Annotated in this window: 20 protein-coding genes; 13 read left to right on the forward strand and 7 right to left on the reverse strand. The window is 61.2% G+C overall.

Translation table 11 applies throughout. The features are described 5' to 3' along the window. Window positions 1–9 precede the first annotated feature (9 nt). The gene (ileS, locus tag PSJ8397_RS12800) at window positions 10–2,967 is read right to left on the reverse strand and encodes an isoleucine--tRNA ligase (protein WP_085865012.1); all 2,958 of its coding nucleotides are present in this window, start codon (window positions 2,965–2,967) and stop codon (window positions 10–12) included. Between the two features lie 350 nt (window positions 2,968–3,317). Further along, window positions 3,318–3,557 (reverse strand): accessory factor UbiK family protein, encoded by a 240-nt coding sequence (locus PSJ8397_RS12805; protein WP_085865013.1) that lies wholly within the window; start codon window positions 3,555–3,557, stop codon window positions 3,318–3,320. Between the two features lie 111 nt (window positions 3,558–3,668). Here PSJ8397_RS12805 and lgt point away from each other — a divergent pair, with 111 nt between their 5' ends. The 5 genes from lgt to PSJ8397_RS12830 all read left to right on the forward strand — a co-directional run bounded on the left by lgt (window position 3,669) and on the right by PSJ8397_RS12830 (window position 7,967). Then, window positions 3,669–4,583 carry a prolipoprotein diacylglyceryl transferase gene (gene lgt / locus PSJ8397_RS12810; RefSeq protein WP_085865014.1) on the forward strand — a complete coding sequence of 305 codons (915 nt, stop codon included), beginning with the start codon at window positions 3,669–3,671 and terminating at the stop codon, window positions 4,581–4,583. Continuing rightward, window positions 4,580–5,650 carry a class I SAM-dependent methyltransferase gene (locus PSJ8397_RS12815; protein WP_085865015.1) on the forward strand — a complete coding sequence of 357 codons (1,071 nt, stop codon included), beginning with the start codon at window positions 4,580–4,582 and terminating at the stop codon, window positions 5,648–5,650. The genes lgt and PSJ8397_RS12815 overlap by 4 nt, the downstream gene beginning before the upstream one ends. After that, window positions 5,647–6,411 (forward strand): peptidoglycan editing factor PgeF, encoded by a 765-nt coding sequence (pgeF, locus tag PSJ8397_RS12820; protein WP_085865016.1) that lies wholly within the window; start codon window positions 5,647–5,649, stop codon window positions 6,409–6,411. The genes PSJ8397_RS12815 and pgeF overlap by 4 nt, the downstream gene beginning before the upstream one ends. A 258-nt stretch (window positions 6,412–6,669) precedes the next feature. Beyond that, window positions 6,670–6,837, forward strand: coding sequence for a hypothetical protein (locus PSJ8397_RS17050; protein WP_159453146.1), 168 nt, complete (start codon window positions 6,670–6,672; stop codon window positions 6,835–6,837). A gap of 329 nt (window positions 6,838–7,166) precedes the next feature. After that, window positions 7,167–7,967, forward strand: coding sequence for a Hint domain-containing protein (locus PSJ8397_RS12830; protein ID WP_085865018.1), 801 nt, complete (start codon window positions 7,167–7,169; stop codon window positions 7,965–7,967). A gap of 116 nt (window positions 7,968–8,083) precedes the next feature. On the opposite strand, the gene PSJ8397_RS12835 is transcribed toward PSJ8397_RS12830, so the two are convergent. Beyond that, a complete protein-coding gene (locus PSJ8397_RS12835) occupies window positions 8,084–8,584 on the reverse strand; it encodes an Lrp/AsnC family transcriptional regulator (protein ID WP_085865142.1) in 501 nt (166 codons plus the stop codon). A gap of 170 nt (window positions 8,585–8,754) precedes the next feature. On the opposite strand from PSJ8397_RS12835, the gene trxB reads away from it, so the two are divergent. The 4 genes from trxB to PSJ8397_RS12855 all read left to right on the forward strand — a co-directional run bounded on the left by trxB (window position 8,755) and on the right by PSJ8397_RS12855 (window position 11,118). Then, window positions 8,755–9,765 carry a thioredoxin-disulfide reductase gene (trxB, locus tag PSJ8397_RS12840; protein ID WP_085865019.1) on the forward strand — a complete coding sequence of 337 codons (1,011 nt, stop codon included), beginning with the start codon at window positions 8,755–8,757 and terminating at the stop codon, window positions 9,763–9,765. Window positions 9,766–9,966: 201 nt separating this feature from the next. Continuing rightward, window positions 9,967–10,245, forward strand: a complete 279-nt coding sequence (locus tag PSJ8397_RS12845; protein WP_159453147.1) for a hypothetical protein — start codon at window positions 9,967–9,969, stop codon at window positions 10,243–10,245. Further along, window positions 10,242–10,541 carry a hypothetical protein gene (locus PSJ8397_RS12850; protein WP_235000743.1) on the forward strand — a complete coding sequence of 100 codons (300 nt, stop codon included), beginning with the start codon at window positions 10,242–10,244 and terminating at the stop codon, window positions 10,539–10,541. Before PSJ8397_RS12845 ends, PSJ8397_RS12850 begins: the two co-directional genes overlap by 4 nt. A 31-nt stretch (window positions 10,542–10,572) precedes the next feature. After that, window positions 10,573–11,118, forward strand: coding sequence for a YdeI/OmpD-associated family protein (locus PSJ8397_RS12855; RefSeq protein WP_143515473.1), 546 nt, complete (start codon window positions 10,573–10,575; stop codon window positions 11,116–11,118). 2 nt (window positions 11,119–11,120) lie between these two features. On the opposite strand, the gene PSJ8397_RS12860 is transcribed toward PSJ8397_RS12855, so the two are convergent. Continuing rightward, window positions 11,121–11,642, reverse strand: a complete 522-nt coding sequence (locus PSJ8397_RS12860; RefSeq protein WP_085865021.1) for a hypothetical protein — start codon at window positions 11,640–11,642, stop codon at window positions 11,121–11,123. Window positions 11,643–11,887: 245 nt separating this feature from the next. Between PSJ8397_RS12860 and PSJ8397_RS12865 the strand changes: the two genes are divergently transcribed. Continuing rightward, window positions 11,888–13,957, forward strand: coding sequence for a bifunctional sulfate adenylyltransferase/adenylylsulfate kinase (locus tag PSJ8397_RS12865; protein WP_407691746.1), 2,070 nt, complete (start codon window positions 11,888–11,890; stop codon window positions 13,955–13,957). 64 nt (window positions 13,958–14,021) lie between these two features. On the opposite strand, the gene PSJ8397_RS12870 is transcribed toward PSJ8397_RS12865, so the two are convergent. The 3 genes from PSJ8397_RS12870 to PSJ8397_RS12880 all read right to left on the reverse strand — a co-directional run bounded on the left by PSJ8397_RS12870 (window position 14,022) and on the right by PSJ8397_RS12880 (window position 15,783). Continuing rightward, window positions 14,022–15,062, reverse strand: coding sequence for a succinylglutamate desuccinylase/aspartoacylase family protein (locus PSJ8397_RS12870; protein WP_085865023.1), 1,041 nt, complete (start codon window positions 15,060–15,062; stop codon window positions 14,022–14,024). Window positions 15,063–15,140: 78 nt separating this feature from the next. Further along, the gene (locus PSJ8397_RS12875; protein ID WP_085865024.1) at window positions 15,141–15,365 is read right to left on the reverse strand and encodes a DUF1150 family protein; all 225 of its coding nucleotides are present in this window, start codon (window positions 15,363–15,365) and stop codon (window positions 15,141–15,143) included. Window positions 15,366–15,369: 4 nt separating this feature from the next. Beyond that, on the reverse strand, window positions 15,370–15,783 hold the full coding sequence (locus tag PSJ8397_RS12880; protein ID WP_085865025.1) for an Hsp20 family protein: 414 nt from the start codon (window positions 15,781–15,783) through the stop codon (window positions 15,370–15,372). A 194-nt stretch (window positions 15,784–15,977) separates the two neighbouring features. On the opposite strand from PSJ8397_RS12880, the gene PSJ8397_RS12885 reads away from it, so the two are divergent. The 3 genes from PSJ8397_RS12885 (at window position 15,978) to PSJ8397_RS12895 (ending at window position 17,862) form a co-directional block, all read left to right on the forward strand. Further along, on the forward strand, window positions 15,978–16,178 hold the full coding sequence (locus PSJ8397_RS12885) for a YdcH family protein (protein WP_085865145.1): 201 nt from the start codon (window positions 15,978–15,980) through the stop codon (window positions 16,176–16,178). A gap of 117 nt (window positions 16,179–16,295) precedes the next feature. Continuing rightward, window positions 16,296–16,781 (forward strand): 5-(carboxyamino)imidazole ribonucleotide mutase, encoded by a 486-nt coding sequence (gene purE, locus PSJ8397_RS12890; protein ID WP_200811319.1) that lies wholly within the window; start codon window positions 16,296–16,298, stop codon window positions 16,779–16,781. Next, window positions 16,774–17,862 carry a 5-(carboxyamino)imidazole ribonucleotide synthase gene (locus PSJ8397_RS12895; protein ID WP_085865026.1) on the forward strand — a complete coding sequence of 363 codons (1,089 nt, stop codon included), beginning with the start codon at window positions 16,774–16,776 and terminating at the stop codon, window positions 17,860–17,862. The genes purE and PSJ8397_RS12895 overlap by 8 nt, the downstream gene beginning before the upstream one ends. The last annotated feature ends 207 nt before the right edge of the window (window positions 17,863–18,069 follow it).

Here is an 18,069-nt window from a genome sequence, read left to right on the forward strand (position 1 = left end):
GAATTTTAGTCAGCCGCCCGACAAGGCGGCATCGCAGCGCCCACAAACGCCGGCATGACTGTGCGTCCCCACATCGGGCAAGATTTTCCAGCAACGCTGGCACTTTTGGCCTTCGGACTTCGCGAAAACCACGCCCACGCCCGCCACATCGTCCAGGGCAAAAGCACCCTCTGGGGCTGCCCCTTCGACCAAAGTGATCTGGCTGGTGATGCACAGGTCGGCAAAGGTTTCTGGGTTGGTGATGACCGCCGCCAGCTCAGCCGACAGATAGACCGTCGGTGCGGCCTCCAGCGATGAGCCGATGACCTTCGCCGTGCGCTCCGCCTCCAACGCGCCTGTCACCACGCGGCGCACGCTGCGCACGGTCTCTGCCCGTGCTGCCAGCGCATCGTCGCGCCAGGCGGCGGGGGTGTCTGGGAAGTCCTCCAGATGCACAGACGTGTCCGCCCCATTGCGCTCCAACCAGACCTCTTCCATCGTGAACGTCAGGATCGGGGCCAGCCAGGTTGTCAGCCGCGCATAAAGCGCATCCAGCACCGTCAGCGCCGCCAACCGGCGCGGGCTGTCCCCGTCGCAGTACAAAGCATCCTTGCGGATATCGAAATAGAACGACGACAAATCCAGCGTCGCAAACTCAAACACTGCGCGGAACACGCCCTGGAAGTCGTACTTGGCATAACCGTCGCGCACGACGCCATCCAAGACGGCCAACTTATGCAGGATCAACCGCTCCAGCTCCGGCATATCCTCTGCCGCGACGGCCTTGGCCGGATCGTAATCCGCCAGCGACCCCAACATAAACCGAACCGTGTTGCGCAACCGGCGATAGCTGTCGGCCACACCTTTCAGGATTTCATCCCCGATCCGCAGATCAACCGTATAGTCCGATTGCGCCACCCACAGCCGCAGAATATCTGCGCCGTACTGCTGCACGACCTTCTCGGGCGCCACCGTGTTGCCGATGGATTTGGACATCTTCATGCCCTTCTCATCCAGCGTGAACCCGTGGGTCAGCACCCCACGATACGGAGCCCGCCCGATGGTGCCGCAGCCCTGCAGCATGGACGAATGGAACCACCCACGGTGCTGGTCCGTGCCCTCAAGGTACAAATCGGCCAACCCATCCTCGGACCCATCCTCACGGTCCCGCAGAGTGAACGCATGGGTCGAACCGCTGTCAAACCACACATCCAGAATGTCCATGACCTGGATCCAGTCCTCCGGATCGTATTCATTCCCAAGGAACCGCGCCTTTGCCCCTGGCTTATACCAGGCATCCGCGCCTTCCTCTTCAAACGCCTGCAAGATGCGCGCGTTCACGGCCTCATCGCGCAACAGATAATCTTCATCAGTAGGCTTCGCCCCCGCCTTCACAAAACAGGTCAGCGGCACACCCCACGCCCGTTGACGTGACAACACCCAGTCGGGCCGCGCTTCGATCATGGAATACAACCGGTTGCGTCCCTTCTGCGGGGTCCATGCGACCAACTCATCAATCGAGCGCAGCGCTCGCTCCCGGATCGTCGTGCCATAGGTGTCTTGCCCATCGCCCACGGCCTTGTCGACAGCGGCAAACCACTGTGGCGTGTTGCGATAGATCACGGGTGCCTTGGACCGCCAGCTGTGCGGGTAGGAGTGTTTGATCTTCCCGCGCGCCAACAGCCCGCCCACCTCGGCAAGCTTGGACATGATCGCGGCGTTGGCATCGCCCTCCCAATTCCCCTTCTTGGCCTTCTCCCGCAGGATGCGTTTGCCGCCAAAGAACGGCAGGTCCTCGCGGAAGGTGCCATCGTCCATGACGTTATATGTGATGACCTTTTCCAGCCAGCTGCCGCCATCGGGATGCGCGCCCAGATCACGGTAAAGCTCAAACTCCTCCATCCCGTGGGACGGCGCACAATGGACAAAGCCCGTGCCCTCCTCATCCGTGACAAAATCCGCCGCACGGAAATCACGCAGATCGTCCCATTCGCCATCCGCCCCGTCGGCACCGGCCAGCGGGTGTTTCAACGACAGGCCCGACAATTCATCCGCAGTGACATCACGCACCCGCGTCCACATGCCCTCGTCCAGACGCGCCTTGGTGAACACGTCAGACGCCAGCTTGTCCGCCACAAGGAACCGTTCCCCGACGGTGACCCAGCTTTCCGCCGGCGTGCCCGTGATCTCATACAGGCCATAGGAATAGTCGGCCCCGAACACGACCGCCTTGTTGGACGGGATCGTCCAAGGCGTCGTCGTCCAGATCACGACCTTCGCGCCCTCCAGATCGCCCACTGTCGCGACGGCGAACTTCACCCAGATCGTGAAACTCTCCTTGTCGTGGTACTCCACCTCCGCCTCAGCCAGCGCGGTCTGCTCCACCGGCGACCACATCACGGGCTTGGACCCCTGATAGAGCGTCCCCGTCATCAGGAACTTCTGAAACTCCTCAGCGATCACCCGCTCGGCATGGAAATTCATCGTCAGATACGGATCCGCCCAGTTGCCGGTGATCCCCAACCGCTTGAATTCCTCACGTTGGATGTCCACCCAGCCGCTGGCAAAATCGCGGCACTCCTGACGGAACTCCACCACATCCACGGCGTCCTTGTCCTGGCCCTTCTCGCGGTACTTTTCCTCGATCTTCCACTCAATCGGCAGCCCGTGACAATCCCAACCGGGGATATACCGCGCATCGCGCCCCATCATCTGCTGAGACCGCACCACCATATCCTTGAGGATCTTGTTCAGCGCGTGCCCGATGTGCAAATGCCCGTTGGCATAGGGCGGCCCGTCGTGCAGCGTGAACGGCGGGCGCGTCTCTGCCTTCGCCTTCTCGCGCAGCTTGCCATACACATCCATCTCCCCCCAACGGGCCAGCCATTCGGGCTCTCGTTTGGGCAGGCCCGCGCGCATCGGAAAGTCTGTGCGCGGCAGGTTCAGCGTGTCTTTATATTCGTTTGTCTCGGTCTTCTCAGCACACATCGAATGCGTCCTTTATCATCGGTCATGTCAGGAAATAACGGCAGTGCGGATCGCTCATACACCTTTGCCCGGCGGCTGTTCTTACAGCGCCGGGGATGTAATTCGAATAATCTTGATCAGACGCATCATCATGGGCGCGTTATACCAACAAAGTCCGCCACGACAACCCGTCCCCAAAACACAAAGCGTCGCCCAGCGGACCACCCTCCAATCACGAACAACGCCCTGCTTCTTTGGGTCAAAAATACCTAAACGCAAACAGCATCCACGAAACCCCAAGCCCAAGAAAAAGGGCCACCCACCGGCAGCCCTTCCCAAATCAATAAAAACGCGCGGCGCAGCCGCTCCGCTTACTTCCCCTCAAGCGCCTCGATCCGCGCCAAAAGGGCCGCGTTCTCTTCGCGGGCCTTTTGCGCCATGGTGCGCACGGCCTCAAATTCTTCCCGCGTGACCAGATCACGGTCGGCCAACCAGCGATCCACCATGGACGACATCGCTGTCTGCGCCTCATCCTTGGCGCCCTGTGCGACGCCCATGGCGTTCGTCATCAACTGGGACAAATCATCAAAAACCTTGTTGCGCGTCTGCATGGCACTCTCCTTCGCTAGCCCCCTATATGGGACGCGTTGCGCGTCGGGACAACCCCGCGCGCCCGGCTGAGGGCGGTTGACATCGCCGCACCCATTGGCACTAAGGGCTGCATGTTGGCCGCTGTTCCCTTCCCCGAAATCTCGCCGGTGATTTTCCAGATCACCCTGTTCGGCATGACCTTTGCCCTGCGCTGGTACGCCATGGGCTATATCGTGGGCATCCTGATCGGCTGGTGGATCGCCACCCGTGCCATCAACCGCCCCACCCTTTGGGCAAACGACACGCCTCCCCTCACCCGCGACCAGATCGAAGACCTGCTCACTTGGGTCATCGTCGGCGTCATCGCGGGCGGGCGGTTCGGCTACGTGCTGTTTTACGGCGACGGGCAGTTTGCCGACGATCCCATGGGCGTGTTTCGCATCTGGGACGGGGGCATGTCGTTTCATGGCGGGTTCATCGGTGTTTGCGTCGCTGTCATCGCCTGTTCCTATCGCTACGGCGCGGCCCTGGGCGATGTGGCCAACATTCTGGCACTGACTGCGACACCGGCCATTTTTCTGGTCCGCATTGCCAATTTCATCAACGCAGAGCTCTTCGGCCGCGCCACCGACGTCCCCTGGGCCGTCACCTTCCCGCAAATGTGCGTCGATCCGGCCCGCCAGCTGTGCCAAACGGCGGGGGAGTGGTTCTACACCGGCGCCGAAGTGCCCCGCCACCCCAGCCAACTCTATGAGGCCCTGCTGGAGGGCCTGATCCTCGGTGCCATTATCCTCACCCTCGCCTTTACCCGCGGTTGGCTCAAACGTCGCTGGTCATTGGTGGCTGTCTTCCTTGTGGGCTACGGGGCGGCCCGTTTTGCCGTGGAATTTGTCCGCCAGCCGGATCAACAGTTCCAATCGCCCGACAATCCCATCGGCTGGGCCTATGATTTTGGCACATGGGGCCTCACCCAAGGTCAGGCGCTGTCGATCCCGATGATCCTTGCCGGTCTGGTGCTGATCGTGCTGACCCGCCGCCGCACATGACCGCCCTGCGCGACCACATCGCGGCCCGCATCGCAGCCCAGGGCCCGCTGACCATCGCCGACTACATGGCCGAGGCCTTGCTGCATCCCACCCACGGCTACTACACCACCCGTGATCCGCTGGGCCGTGATGGCGATTTCACCACCGCGCCCGAGATCAGCCAGATGTTCGGCGAACTGATCGGCCTCACGCTGGCGCAAAGCTGGCTGAATCAGGGCGCGCCTGCTCCCTTCACACTGGCCGAATTGGGCCCCGGCCGTGGCACCCTGATGGCCGATATCCTGCGGGCAACGGCTGGGGTCCCCGGCTTTGTGGCCGCGGCTCAGGTCCATCTCGTCGAAGCCTCCCCCACCTTGCGCGCCGAACAGGCCAAACGCCTGGCCCAGGCCACCTGGGACGACGACATCACCACCCTGCCAGAAGCCCCGCTGTTTCTGGTCGCCAACGAATTCTTTGACGCGCTGCCCATCCGCCAGTTTCAACGCGACGACGGCGGCTGGCGCGAAATTCAGGTCGGGGGTGGGGCCGCAGGCGCCGGTCCTGACCTCATCCTTGGCCTGTCCGCGCCCGCGCCCCTCGCCCTGCTGGACCACCGGCTGGACGACACCCAGCCAGGCGATATCGTCGAACAGTGCCCCGCCCTGCCCGCCATCACACAAACCATCTCAGCGCGGATCGCGGATCACGGCGGCGCGGCGCTCATCATCGACTACGGCGACTGGCGGTCGCTGGGCGACACATTGCAGGCCGTGCAGAACCATACACCCGTCAACCTCTTGGCTGACCCCGGATCAGCCGACCTCACAGCCCATGTGGATTTTGAGGCGATCGCCCAAAACACAGCCCCCGCCGCATACAGCCGCCTGACACCACAGGGCGTGTTTCTGGAACGCCTTGGCATCACCCAGCGCGCGCAATCCTTGGCACAAAGCCTCAGCGGTCCGGCGCTTGATGCGCATGTCGCCGCCCACCGCCGCTTGACCCACCCGTCAGAAATGGGTTCCCTGTTCAAGGTGCTGGGGATCTATCCCGCAGGCCAAACACCTCCACCGGGGCTCGACCCATGACACTAGACATCATCACCGCCGACGCTTTGACCCCGTTCCAGCACGGGTTCTTCACCCGCAAGGGCGGTGCCTCCTCGGGCGTGTTCGAAGGCCTCAATTGCGGCATGGGCAGCACAGACCAGCATCAGGCGGTGACGATCAACCGCAGCCGGGTCGCGGACGCCATGGGCGTCCCACTGCATGCGCTGATGGGGGTGCATCAAGTTCATTCACCGGATGTCGTGACAATCACCAGCCCCACGCCCGACCGCCCCAAAGCAGACGCGCTTGTCACAAACCAACCCGGGCTGGCGCTGTCCATTTTGACGGCCGATTGCCAACCCGTCCTGTTTGCGGACCCAAATGCAGGCGTGATCGGCGCGGCCCATGCAGGCTGGAAAGGCGCGCTGGCTGGTGTGTTGGAAAACACCCTGACCGCAATGGAAAGCTTGGGTGCCAATCGCGCCAACACCACCGCCATCATCGGCCCGTCCATCAGCCAACGCGCCTATGAGGTCGGGCCGGAGTTCTTCGAAGACTTCATCACCCAAGACCCTGCCTTCGCCCGTTTCTTTGCCCAAGGGACCGGTGATCGCATGATGTTCGATCTGCCCGCCTTGGGCCTCTACCGGCTGCGCGAGGCGGGCGTGGGTCACGCGGAATGGACCCGCCACTGCACCTATTCCGACCCGGACAGATTCTTCAGCTACCGCCGCGCGACCCATCAAAAAGAGGCCGACTATGGCCGCCTGATCGCAGCCATCGCCCTGCCGCAGGCCTGATCTGGACAGCAACAGGGCAAAGGCCGCCGCGCTTTTGCCCGATTGTCTTAGAAACAATCCCGTCCACGCAGAACAATTGTCGCCGATCAGCTTAGAAACAAACCGTTTCTGTCCCGCCTACGCAAAAAAGACGCCGCCACAATTCGGTCGTCCGACCCGCAGAATTTTAGTAAAATTCTTCGATCCGGCCCAACTCACGCCCCTTTGATCCACGACAGTACCGTCATCGAGCAGCAAATGAGCAAAGGGACGAACCCAATGACCAAATCACCCCGTTGGATCCAATCCACTCTGAAAGAGGCCGAGGCCTGCACCGCAAAAATGCCGTGGGAACGTGGCCTGCGCCGCCAAGCGTTCATCGCCAGCCGCCGCGCTGTGGCGCAATTGGCCGCGATGCCGAACCGCACGGCGCGCCCGGCAGCCTAAAACACGGCCGCCTAAAACACGGCCGCCTAAAACACTGCGGCTCAAATCAGGCCGCACGCCTCCCCGAATTTCATCGCCGTCCTCGCACCTGCCGGGGGCGGCGATTCTTTTTCGCAAAGTCCGCAATCTGCCCAAATGTGGCAGACACGTTTTCAAATTTCGAACAATCCGATGAACCAGACCGCGATTGATCGCGGTTTTTCGCGTTTGAACGGTTTTCGTTGACGCTTCGCGCCCCTTTCAGCCACATTTCAGGAAATCGCAACGCTCCTCAGATGTTGTCGGTGGGGGCCGACAGATGATGTGACCAACCTTGATGGGATGATCGCATGATACCGAAGACCCCCCTCACCTCCGCCTCAGAGGTGACACAGTCTCAAGAACCGGTGGCCTCCTCAGCCCGGTTCTCTCAACCAGACGGACGGCCTCAGCGCACCCAGCCTCTTATGCGCAGATATGAGGTCGTCCATCTGCTTCCCAACGGCGATATCGACGATTTCACCCGCATCGCCCCCGCAACCCCTGCGTTTGAAGACAGCTTTGGCGCCATCGCGCGCGGCGGTCTTTTGAAAACGAACCGTGGCGTGGTCGCCATCGAAGACATCCTGCCCGGGGATGAGGTGAAAACCGTCACCAACGGGTTCCAAAAAGTGCTGTGGCGCGGTGCCATGTCCGTTGTCCCGAATGCAGGCGATCAGCCCGCCCGCATGGGCAAGCTGATCCGCATGTCTGCGGACGCTTTGGGGATCGGCCGCCCCATGCCTGATCTGCTGCTCGGCCCCTCAGCGCGTCTGTATCAACGATCCCCCACCTTGCAACGCGTCACAGGACAAGAGGCCGCCTTTGTTCCTGCGGCTGATTTTATCGATGGCCTCAACGTGGTTGAGGTACAGCCCCCCGCCGCGGTGCAGGTGTTCCAGCTTGGCTTTGCCGCACATGAACGCATTGTGGTGAATGGTGTCGAACTCGACAGCCAGAACCCGGGCGCACGCCACGAACTGGGCCTTCGGGGCGAGGCTTTGGCCCTTTACCTCAGCCTGTTCCCACACGTGGACCGGATTGAGGCCTTCGGACGCCTGATGCACCCGCGCCTGTCCCTCAATGATCTGGATTTCGGCGTGGTTGCCTGACGCCTGCGACCTGACCTTGCTGTCAACCCGCACGCAAATCCGGCGTCGCGCCATGTCTGCCGCGGGTCGCGCATAAGCGCGGTTCGTGGCATCGTCGATCGGGGCCGCAGTGCCCCTCAGTCGTCCAGCTTCAACCGCTCTTCCAAAACATCGAACGGCACGCCCGGGTCATCCTTGGCCCCGCGGATCACCAGCGACGTCTTTACCGATGCCACATTGTCCGCCTTCAACAAATCTTCGGTCAAAAAATTCTGAAACGTCCGCAAATCCGGTGCCACGCATTTCAGAATGAAATCCACCTCACCGTTCAGCATGTGGCATTCACGGACCAGCGGCCAACGTTTGCAGCGGTTTTCAAAGGCGCTCAAATCGGCCTCGGCCTGACTGACCAGCCCGACCATCGCGAACACCTGAACCTCAAACCCCAACTCTCGCGCATTCACGTCTGCATGGTAGCCCCGGATGAACCCCTGTTCTTCCAATGTGCGCACGCGGCGCAGGCAAGGCGGCGCGGAAATGCCCACGCGTTTGGCCAGCTCAACGTTGGTCATCCGACCATCCGCCTGCAATTCGGCCAGGATCATCCGGTCAATTTCATCAAGCTTTTGTCCTGGCATATTGCGCATCGTCCCCTTTGGCTGTTGCAAAACATACGCCTGAACGCAAAGCAGCGCAATATTGTTTCAACACTCCGCAAGATGATTTCGCCCCATCACAGCCCCGCGATGCCCCTTTTCCAGACCGCCCGGCACGCGTATATCTTCACCTCAACAAAGGGGATTCTGACATGGCCGAAACGCGCAAAACCAAAGTTCTGATCATCGGCTCCGGCCCTGCAGGCTACACCGCCGGTGTCTACGCCAGCCGCGCCATGCTGGATCCGATCCTTGTGCAAGGGATTGAGCCAGGCGGCCAGCTGACCACCACCACCGAGGTTGAAAACTGGCCCGGCGATACCGAGGTCCAAGGCCCCGACCTAATGGTCCGCATGGAGGCCCACGCCCGCGCCATGGGCTGTGAAATCATTGGCGACATCATCTCGTCTGTCGATTTTTCCAAACGCCCCTTCGTTGCGCAGTCCGATTCAGGCACGGTGTATGAGGCCGACGCGATCATCCTGGCCACCGGCGCGCGCGCCAAATGGTTGGGCCTGCCCTCGGAAGAGGCGTTCAAGGGCTTCGGCGTCTCCGCCTGTGCGACCTGCGACGGGTTCTTCTACCGCGGCCAGGAAATTGTCGTGGTGGGGGGCGGCAACACGGCCGTGGAAGAGGCGCTGTTCCTGACCAATTTCGCCTCCAAAGTCACGCTGGTGCATCGCCGCGATGAATTGCGGGCCGAAAAAATCCTGATTGACCGGCTGATGAAGAACCCCAAGATCGAACCATTGTGGGATCACGAACTGGTTGAGGTCTATGGCGACGACAACCCCAAGGGCGTCGAAGGCATCAAGGTCAAGCACGTCAAAACCGGCGCGATGACAGACATCCCCGCCAAAGGTGTCTTCATCGCCATCGGCCACGCGCCCGCCAATGAATTGGTCAAAGACGTGCTGGAAACCCATATGGGCGGCTATGTGGTCACCAAACCCGACAGCACCGAAACCTCGATCCCAGGCGTCTTTGCCGCAGGCGATTTGACGGACCACAAATACCGTCAGGCCGTGACGTCTGCTGGCATGGGCTGCATGGCGGCGTTGGAGGCCGAACGGTTTTTGGCCGAACACGGGCAAGACGCGGGCCCTGCGGCGGATCATTCCGAACCCTTGGGCTACGGCGCGCAAAACGAACCGGCGGAATAACCGATGGCTGCAACCCACGGACCGCTTCGAAAATCGCGCCTTTCTTTTCTGCTTTTTGCCGTGCCCGCTGTGGCGATTGTGGGCATTTCTGTCGCGATCAGCCTGCCGGACGCAGACTCTGTCCGGGCTGCTTTTGACGCACCTATGGTGGCGATGTCTTTTTTGCTTGCCCTCGCCGCCCTGATTTGGGGCGGCGTTTTCGTGTCCCGACCAATCGTCACCTTGACCCCCGATGGCGTTGATTGGCCCAATGGGCGCACCCTCAAATGGACGCAGGTCACGGCGGTTGAGGCCGGACAGGAGATCACAAACGCCCCGTCCCAAAGCGGCGCAACCCGACAAACCGTGCATGAGGTCACCCGCCTGTTTCATGGGGACGGCGAGGAGTCCAAAATCACCACCACATGGGCCGCCATCGGCCCACAGGCGGCGAACGACCGCATCGCAGAGGCCTTCGCGCAAAGCCGCAAGCCGCAATGACCGACAAGGCCTCTCGTGTTGATCGCTACCTGACCCTGACCCGCCAGACCCTGCCTGACAGTGCGCGCAGCCGGGACTGGCCTGTCGTGAATGATCACTGTTTTCAACGGATCATCCTTGACCATATTTCAGGCGGCGTTTGGTATGACCATATCAACCGCCCAGCCTATAAAAACATGACCGACGCGCAACTGGCACAGGCCATTAAGCTGGCCGAGGATATCTTGCACGGGCGCGCGTATCTGCACGCCATGAACCGCCAGTCGTTGAAATGGCGTGGCAAACTCCGCCAGTGACGTCGCGGGTTGGTGCCCTATCTTGCGCCCCATGGATGACCTTGAAATCACAACCCCCGACGCGCTTTGGGACTGGCTTGACAAAAACGCGGCCCAGCCCGACAGCCTCCGACTGATCACATGGAAGAAACACCACCCCGACAAATACGTGGGCCGCGAAGACGTGCTGGATGCGCTTTTGGCCCATGGCTGGATCGACGGGCGACGCTTCGTGGTCGACGATGACCGCACCGCACAACTGATCAGCCCGCGCAAACAACAGGCTTGGTCCCAATCCTACAAAGACCGCATCGCGCGGCTGGAGGCCGAAGGCCGCATGCACCCGCAGGGGGCCGCCGTCGTCGCCGCAGGCAAAGCCTCAGGACTGTGGGATTTCTTTGCCGATGTGGATGCGCTCATCGTGCCCGATGATCTGGCGGTGACGTTGGATCAGGCCAAATGGGACATCCTGCCCCCTTCGTACCGACGCAATGTGCTGCGGTGGATCAAGCTGGCCAAGACCGACAAGACCCGCGCCAAGCGGGTGGCGGAGGCCGCAGAGGCCACCGCCCAAGGGCGTCGCATCCCTCAGATGTAGGCCTAACGGTCTGTGACCAGACCACCGCGCGCATCACTCAACCCCGATGGATCCGTCACGACAGGGCCCGACTGCGGCTGGACGGCCTCCGCTGTGGATGGGGCGGGACCGGCCAGATCCATCACCTCAACGGGTGCGGACAAGGCATCAATCACGGACTGCGTCCGCGCCGTTTCCTGATAGCGTTCAGCCGCGGCACGGGCCAAGGCAATCTCATCCTTGGCTGACGGGGCTGGTGCATCAGAACGGGCAATCTGGTCCGCCAAAGCCGCCTCAACCGCGACACCGGCGGCGCGGTCGTTCTCAGCGGGCTTGGTTTGCTCGGCTTTGGGCGCCGCTGTTGTCGGCGCCGCCTGCGACGGGCTTTGCGTGGGGGGTGCGGCATCCGCATCCTTGGGGCCACCGGCCTGCTGGGCCGGCGCTGACCCTGCCGCCCCAGAGGGTTCAGATGGCGGATTAGACTGGCGCGCGTCGCCCAAAGCGCCTGTCGGCGTAATCAGTCCGCCGAGTGGAGAACCTAACATTTCAACGTCCTTTCATTAACACCCCCGCAATACAAATTAGGAAGTTATGAAGACATTACGCCCCCTAAACTGTCCCTATGGTTTCCCAAATCTTAACGTCCGATGTCCCCGCCCGACTGTGACTTGAAACCCACGCAAACCAGCCCCGCAAAGTTTGTTCTTTCCTGAACAAACTTTCTTGGCTAACTACGTTCACGAATGAACAAACCGACTCGCATGACATGACATCCCCCTCGCCCCTTCAAATGACCGACGAAGAACAGGCCCTCTTTCGCCTGCTGCGTCAGGTCAATCTGACGCCACGCGCCTCCCAGCGCGACTTGGCGAAGGCCGTGGGCGTGTCTTTGGGGCGGTTCAACGCACAACTCAAATCCGCCATGACCGACGGTCTCATTCAAACCAGCGACCTCGACGGCACCGATCCAGCCAGTACGGACCGCCGCAAACGGGTCGCCTACGTTCTCACCCACCGGGGCGCGACAGAACAGGCCCGCCTGACCGATCGCTTCCTCGCCCGTAAATTTGCCGAATACGACGCGCTTCATGCGGAACTCACCGGCAGCTCAAGCGGCTATGTTCCGCCCAACAACAGGACCACTTTGATGCAAAACAACCTCGCACCGATCCCTGAACTTTATGTCTCTTATGACAGCGCCCAGAAACTCAAGGTTGAGGCGGCTGATCTCACCTCCCATGACCTCAGCCCGCGCCAGATCTGCGATCTGGAACTGCTGATGAACGGCGGCTTCAATCCGCTCAAGGGCTTCCTGTCCGAGGCTGACTACAACAGCGTCGTCGATACCATGCGTCTGACCACGGGTGAGTTGTGGCCCATGCCCATCACCCTAGATGTGTCCGAAGACTTCGCCGCCTCGCTTGAGATCGGCCAGGATATCGCCCTGCGCGACCAGGAAGGCGTGATCCTTGCCACCATGACCGTCACCGACCGGTGGACGCCCAACAAAGCGCACGAGGCCGAACAGGTGTTTGGTGCCGACGACGACGCACATCCTGCCGTGAACTACCTGCACAATCAGGCTGGCAAAATCTATCTGGGCGGTCCCGTGACTGGCATCCAACAGCCCGTCCACTACGATTTCCGCGCCCGCCGCGACACGCCCAACGAATTGCGCAGCTATTTCCGCAAAATGGGCTGGCGCAAAGTGGTCGCTTTTCAAACACGCAACCCCCTGCACCGCGCGCATCAGGAACTGACGTTCCGCGCCGCCCGTGAAGCGCAGGCCAACCTGCTGATCCACCCCGTCGTGGGCCTCACGAAACCAGGCGACGTGGATCATTTCACCCGTGTGCGCTGCTACGAGGCCGTGCTGGACAAATACCCCCAGTCCACCACCTCCATGTCGCTGCTGAACCTCGCCATGCGCATGGCTGGCCCGCGTGAGGCTGTCTGGCACGGATTGATCCGCAAAAACCACGGCTGCACCCACTTCATCGTGGGCCGCGACCACGCGGGCCCCGGCAAAAACTCTGCCGGTGACGATTTTTATGGCCCCTATGATGCGCAGGACCTGTTCCGCGAAAATCAGGAGGAAATGGGCATCGAAATGGTCGATTTCAAACACATGGTCTGGGTCGACGAACGCGCGCAATACGAAGCAATTGACGAGATTGAGGACAAGGACGAGGTCACGATCCTCAACATCTCCGGCACCGAACTGCGTCGTCGTTTGCAGGAAGGTCTGGAGATCCCCGAATGGTTCTCCTTCCCCGAAGTCGTCAAGGAACTGCGCCGCACCAAACCGCCACGGTCCAAACAGGGCTTCACCGTCTTCTTCACCGGTTTCTCCGGCTCCGGCAAATCCACCATCGCCAACGCTCTGATGGTCAAGCTGATGGAGATGGGCGGCCGTCCCGTGACATTGCTCGATGGGGACATCGTGCGCAAAAATCTGTCGTCGGAATTGGGGTTCAGCAAGGAACACCGCGACTTGAACATCCGCCGCATCGGCTACGTCGCATCCGAGATCACCAAGAACGGCGGCATCGCCATTTGTGCGCCCATCGCGCCCTACGCCACCACCCGCCGCGCGGTGCGTGAAGACATCGAAGGCTTCGGTGCCTTTGTCGAAGTGCACGTCGCAACATCGATCGAAGAATGCGAACGCCGCGACCGCAAAGGCCTCTATAAGTTGGCACGCGAAGGCAAGATCAAGGAGTTCACGGGTATTTCAGACCCCTACGATGTGCCCGTCGATCCTGAATTGCGGGTCGAAACCGAAAATGTGGACGTCGACAACTGCGCCCATCAGGTTCTGCTGAAACTGGAATCCATGGGCCTGATCGCCGCGGAATAAAGCACCACCCCTCGGCTGACCAAAAAACGCCCCGCGTCAAACGTGGGGCGTTTTTCTTGTCGCGCTAGATGATCTCGTCCTCGTCAAACAGGGGGGAGGTTTCCAACTGCGCAGCCAACCCCTCCACCGCGCGTGCAGGATCATCGTGGCGCACCTGCGCCAGATGGAACACGGCATCCCCTTCGTTGACGACGGGCATAACAGCCCGTCCAATGATAATGCCCCCATCTGGGGCGACCATTTCAACATCTTGTGCGCCAAAAGGGTCTGAGACGGCGGCGATCACCTCGCCCGCTTCAACCACGTCGCCATCGCCGCGATAGGTGCGCAACAGCCCGCCTGCCGGGGCGCGCAACCAGCGGCTGGATTGGCACACCAACGGCGCAACCCGCGCCTTGGCGATGCCCTTTGCGGGCAACATCCCCAGATGTCTCAAAACACGCAGAATGCCCGCTACGCCCGCGCGTGCCGCCATTTCATCAAACCGCAACCCCTCGCCCGCCTCATACAGCAACACATCGACGCCGGCCTCTTTGGCCTCCGCACGCAGAGATCCGTCGCGCAACGGGGACGTCAGGATCACAGGGGCGCCAAACACAGCCGCCAACTCACGCGTCCGCTCATTGTCAGGCGAAATCCGCAACTGCGGCAGGTTGGTCCGGTGGATCGCCGCGGAATGCAGGTCAATCCCCAGATCACACCGCCGCACCACCTGATCCAGAAAAATTCCGGCGAGCCTTGACGCCAAAGACCCGGACGCCGACCCCGGAAACGACCGGTTCAAATCCCGCCGGTCCGGCAAATATCGGCTGCGGTTGTGAAACCCGAAAGCATTCACAATGGGCACCACCATCAACGTGCCCCGCAGGTTCTCCAAAAGGCCCGATTGCAACAGCCGCCGCGCAACCTCAACGCCCATCACCTCATCGCCATGAACGGCGGCGCTGACAAACACCGTCGGCCCCGGTTTGCGCCCATGGATGACATGCACCCTAAGACTGACCGGAGTGTGATCCGACAACAAAGACACAGGGACATCAACCGTGCGGCGCGCGCCACCCTCGACGGATTGACCGGAAATTTCAAATGGTCTGCGTGGGGGCATGATCGTATCCTTCTGCCCGCCACATTCGCGAATCTGAGAGGCCGCGCAACTCTAAAATTCCGGAATTTTAGATCCGGCCTAATGCACCGTCACCGGCATCATGTCATTCTGTCGCGCCAGAACAAATGCCATCTCCCGTTCGGCCACCAACGCCAGCTGTTGGCCCGCGCTGTCATGCACGGCAAACAATTCCTCACGGTCGCCTGCGGCCTCTTGCACATCGCTGGGCAAATCTGCGACGGCCACGGATTTTACGTAAACCACGCGGTCACCCATTTCTGAGAAATCAAATTTCGTGTCCATGATATCACCCTTTCCGAATATTGATCGTTTGCACCACGGTCTCCGGCACGGACCGGCTCAGATCCACGTGCAACAGACCATTTTCCATCGTCGCGTCACCCACATCGACCCCTTCGGCCAACACAAAAGACCGTTGGAACTGCCGCGCGGCTATTCCGCGATGCAAGAACACACGGCCCTCGCTGTCGTCAGACTGGCGCCCACGGATGACCAACTGGTTATCCTCAACGGTGATGGACAGATCTTGTTCCGAAAAACCCGCCACGGCCAAGGTGATCCGATACGACGTCTGTGACGTCTGTTCGATATTGTAAGGGGGATAGCCTTCGTTGCCGGATTTGGCGGTGCGTTCCACCAGCCGCTCCAGCTCCTCAAAGCCAAGAAGGAACGGATGCGTTCCCAAAGTCAATTTCGTCATGCGACACGTCCTTATCGTAAGCGACATCTCAATCCGTGACCCCAATGCGCGGCGATCACGTAAAAAATATGGGGTCCACTTCGGTCTCTTGCAAGTCCCATTCACCGGTTTTGCTTTGTGAAACGCGACCAAGCCCCTACATTCAAGGTTCACCGCAGCAACGCATGGGATTCGCCGTGAACAGCACCGCCCGCATGGAACAGCTTGAGGTTTTGCGCATCGAACTGGGCGTTCTGCGTCAGGAGCACCGCGACCTTGACGACGCCATCCGCGCGCTTGAGGACACTGGCACCGCCGACATGCTGACGGTCAAACGTCTCAAAAAGCAAAAACTGGCCCTCAAAGACCGCATCAGCGTGCTTGAGGATCGCACAACGCCGGATATCATCGCCTGACCGTCAGCCGCGTTCGGCCCCCGCCCAAAAGCCCCCCACCCGAACGCCCCAGCGTTGCACCCGTCCCCCACCCCGCTATAAAGCCGCCCTAAAGGCACCGCTTGAAAGGCGAACGATATGACACCACCCGTCGGCATCATCATGGGCAGCCAGTCCGATTGGTCCACCATGAGAGAGGCGGCCACCCTGCTGGATGAGCTTGGCATCGCCTACGAATCCCGCATCGTATCCGCCCACCGCACGCCCGACCGCTTGTGGTCCTACGGCAAGGAAGCCGCGGGCCGTGGCTTGCAGGTCATCATCGCAGGCGCCGGGGGGGCCGCACACTTGCCCGGCATGATGGCCTCCAAAACCAGGCTGCCCGTCATTGGCGTCCCCGTGCAGACCAAGGCGCTCTCTGGCGTCGACAGCCTTTATTCCATCGTGCAGATGCCCAAAGGCTTCCCCGTGGCCACCATGGCCATCGGTGCTGCCGGGGCCGCCAACGCAGCCCTCATGGCGGCAGGCATTCTTGCCCTGCAAGACGACGCCCTGGCCGCGCGGCTTGACGCCTGGCGCGATGCGCTCTCCGCCTCCATCCCAGAAAGCCCGACAGATGAGTGAAGCCTCAAACACCGCTCCGTTGAAAACCGGTGCCACCATCGGCATCCTAGGCGGCGGCCAGCTGGGCCGCATGTTGTCCGTGGCCGCCGCACGGCTCGGGTTCAAGACCTGCATCTATGAACCCGGCGGCGATTGTCCGGCCTCCCACGTGGCCAATTACCACTTCCAAAAGGACTACGCCGACACCGACGCCCTGACCCAATTCGCCCAAAGCTGTGATGTCGTCACCTATGAGTTCGAAAACATCCCCGCAGAGGCTCTGGACACGATAGAGGCCCACGCCCCCATCCACCCCAACCGCGACGCCCTCACCACATCCCAGGACCGTTTTCTGGAAAAGAATTTCCTGACACGGATCGGCCTGCAAACCGCACCCTATGCCGCCGTGGACGATGCCGAGGGCCTGCAACTGGCCATCGACCAGATCGGCACTCCCGCGATCCTGAAAACCCGTCGGCTGGGGTATGACGGCAAAGGTCAGGCGCGGCTGATGTCGCCCGACGATGCGGATCAGGCTTTGGCCGACATGGCCGGCGCACCTGCGATCCTAGAAGGCTTCATCGACTTCTCACATGAGGTCTCCGTCATCGGCACCCGCAGTCTGGACGGCGCCGTCAGCTGTTTTGACCCCGGCGAAAACGTCCATCGGAACGGCATCCTGCACACAACGACCGTGCCCGCCAAACTCACGCCCTCCCAGCGCACCGACGCTGTGCTGCTGACCGCAAACATCATGGGCGCGCTGAATTATGTCGGCACAATGGGGGTTGAGCTTTTCGTGACACCGCAAGGTTTGATCGTCAACGAAATCGCCCCCCGCGTCCACAATTCCGGTCACTGGACGCAAAGCGGCTGCGCCATCGACCAGTTCGAACAACACATTCGCGCCATCGCAGGCTGGCCCTTGGGCGACGGATCGCGCCATTCGAACGTGGTGATGGAAAACCTGATCGGCGATGACGTCGACCGCATCCCCGACATCGCCAAGACAAACACAGCGATCCATTTGTATGGGAAGGCCGAGGCCAAAAAGGGCCGCAAAATGGGCCACATCAACACCGTCACCGGCCCCGCCACATAAAACGCGCGCACCTTCGACACGGCCAAATTCGTTTGTTCTGAGCCCGCAGCTAGGCAGCTCGGGCCTCCAACCACACGCGCGTCATCAATCCCCCGGATCAATTCCAAGACGGCACGGGTCTCCAACCAGTCTCGCCTATCGGCTCGAATTCTTTGGGTCGAAAATACCTCGGGGGAGGCGCTCCGCGCCGGGGGCAGCGCCCCCTCC

It is taken from the genome of Pseudooctadecabacter jejudonensis (genome assembly GCF_900172275.1).
GTDB classification, from domain to species: Bacteria; Pseudomonadota; Alphaproteobacteria; order Rhodobacterales; family Rhodobacteraceae; genus Octadecabacter; species Octadecabacter jejudonensis.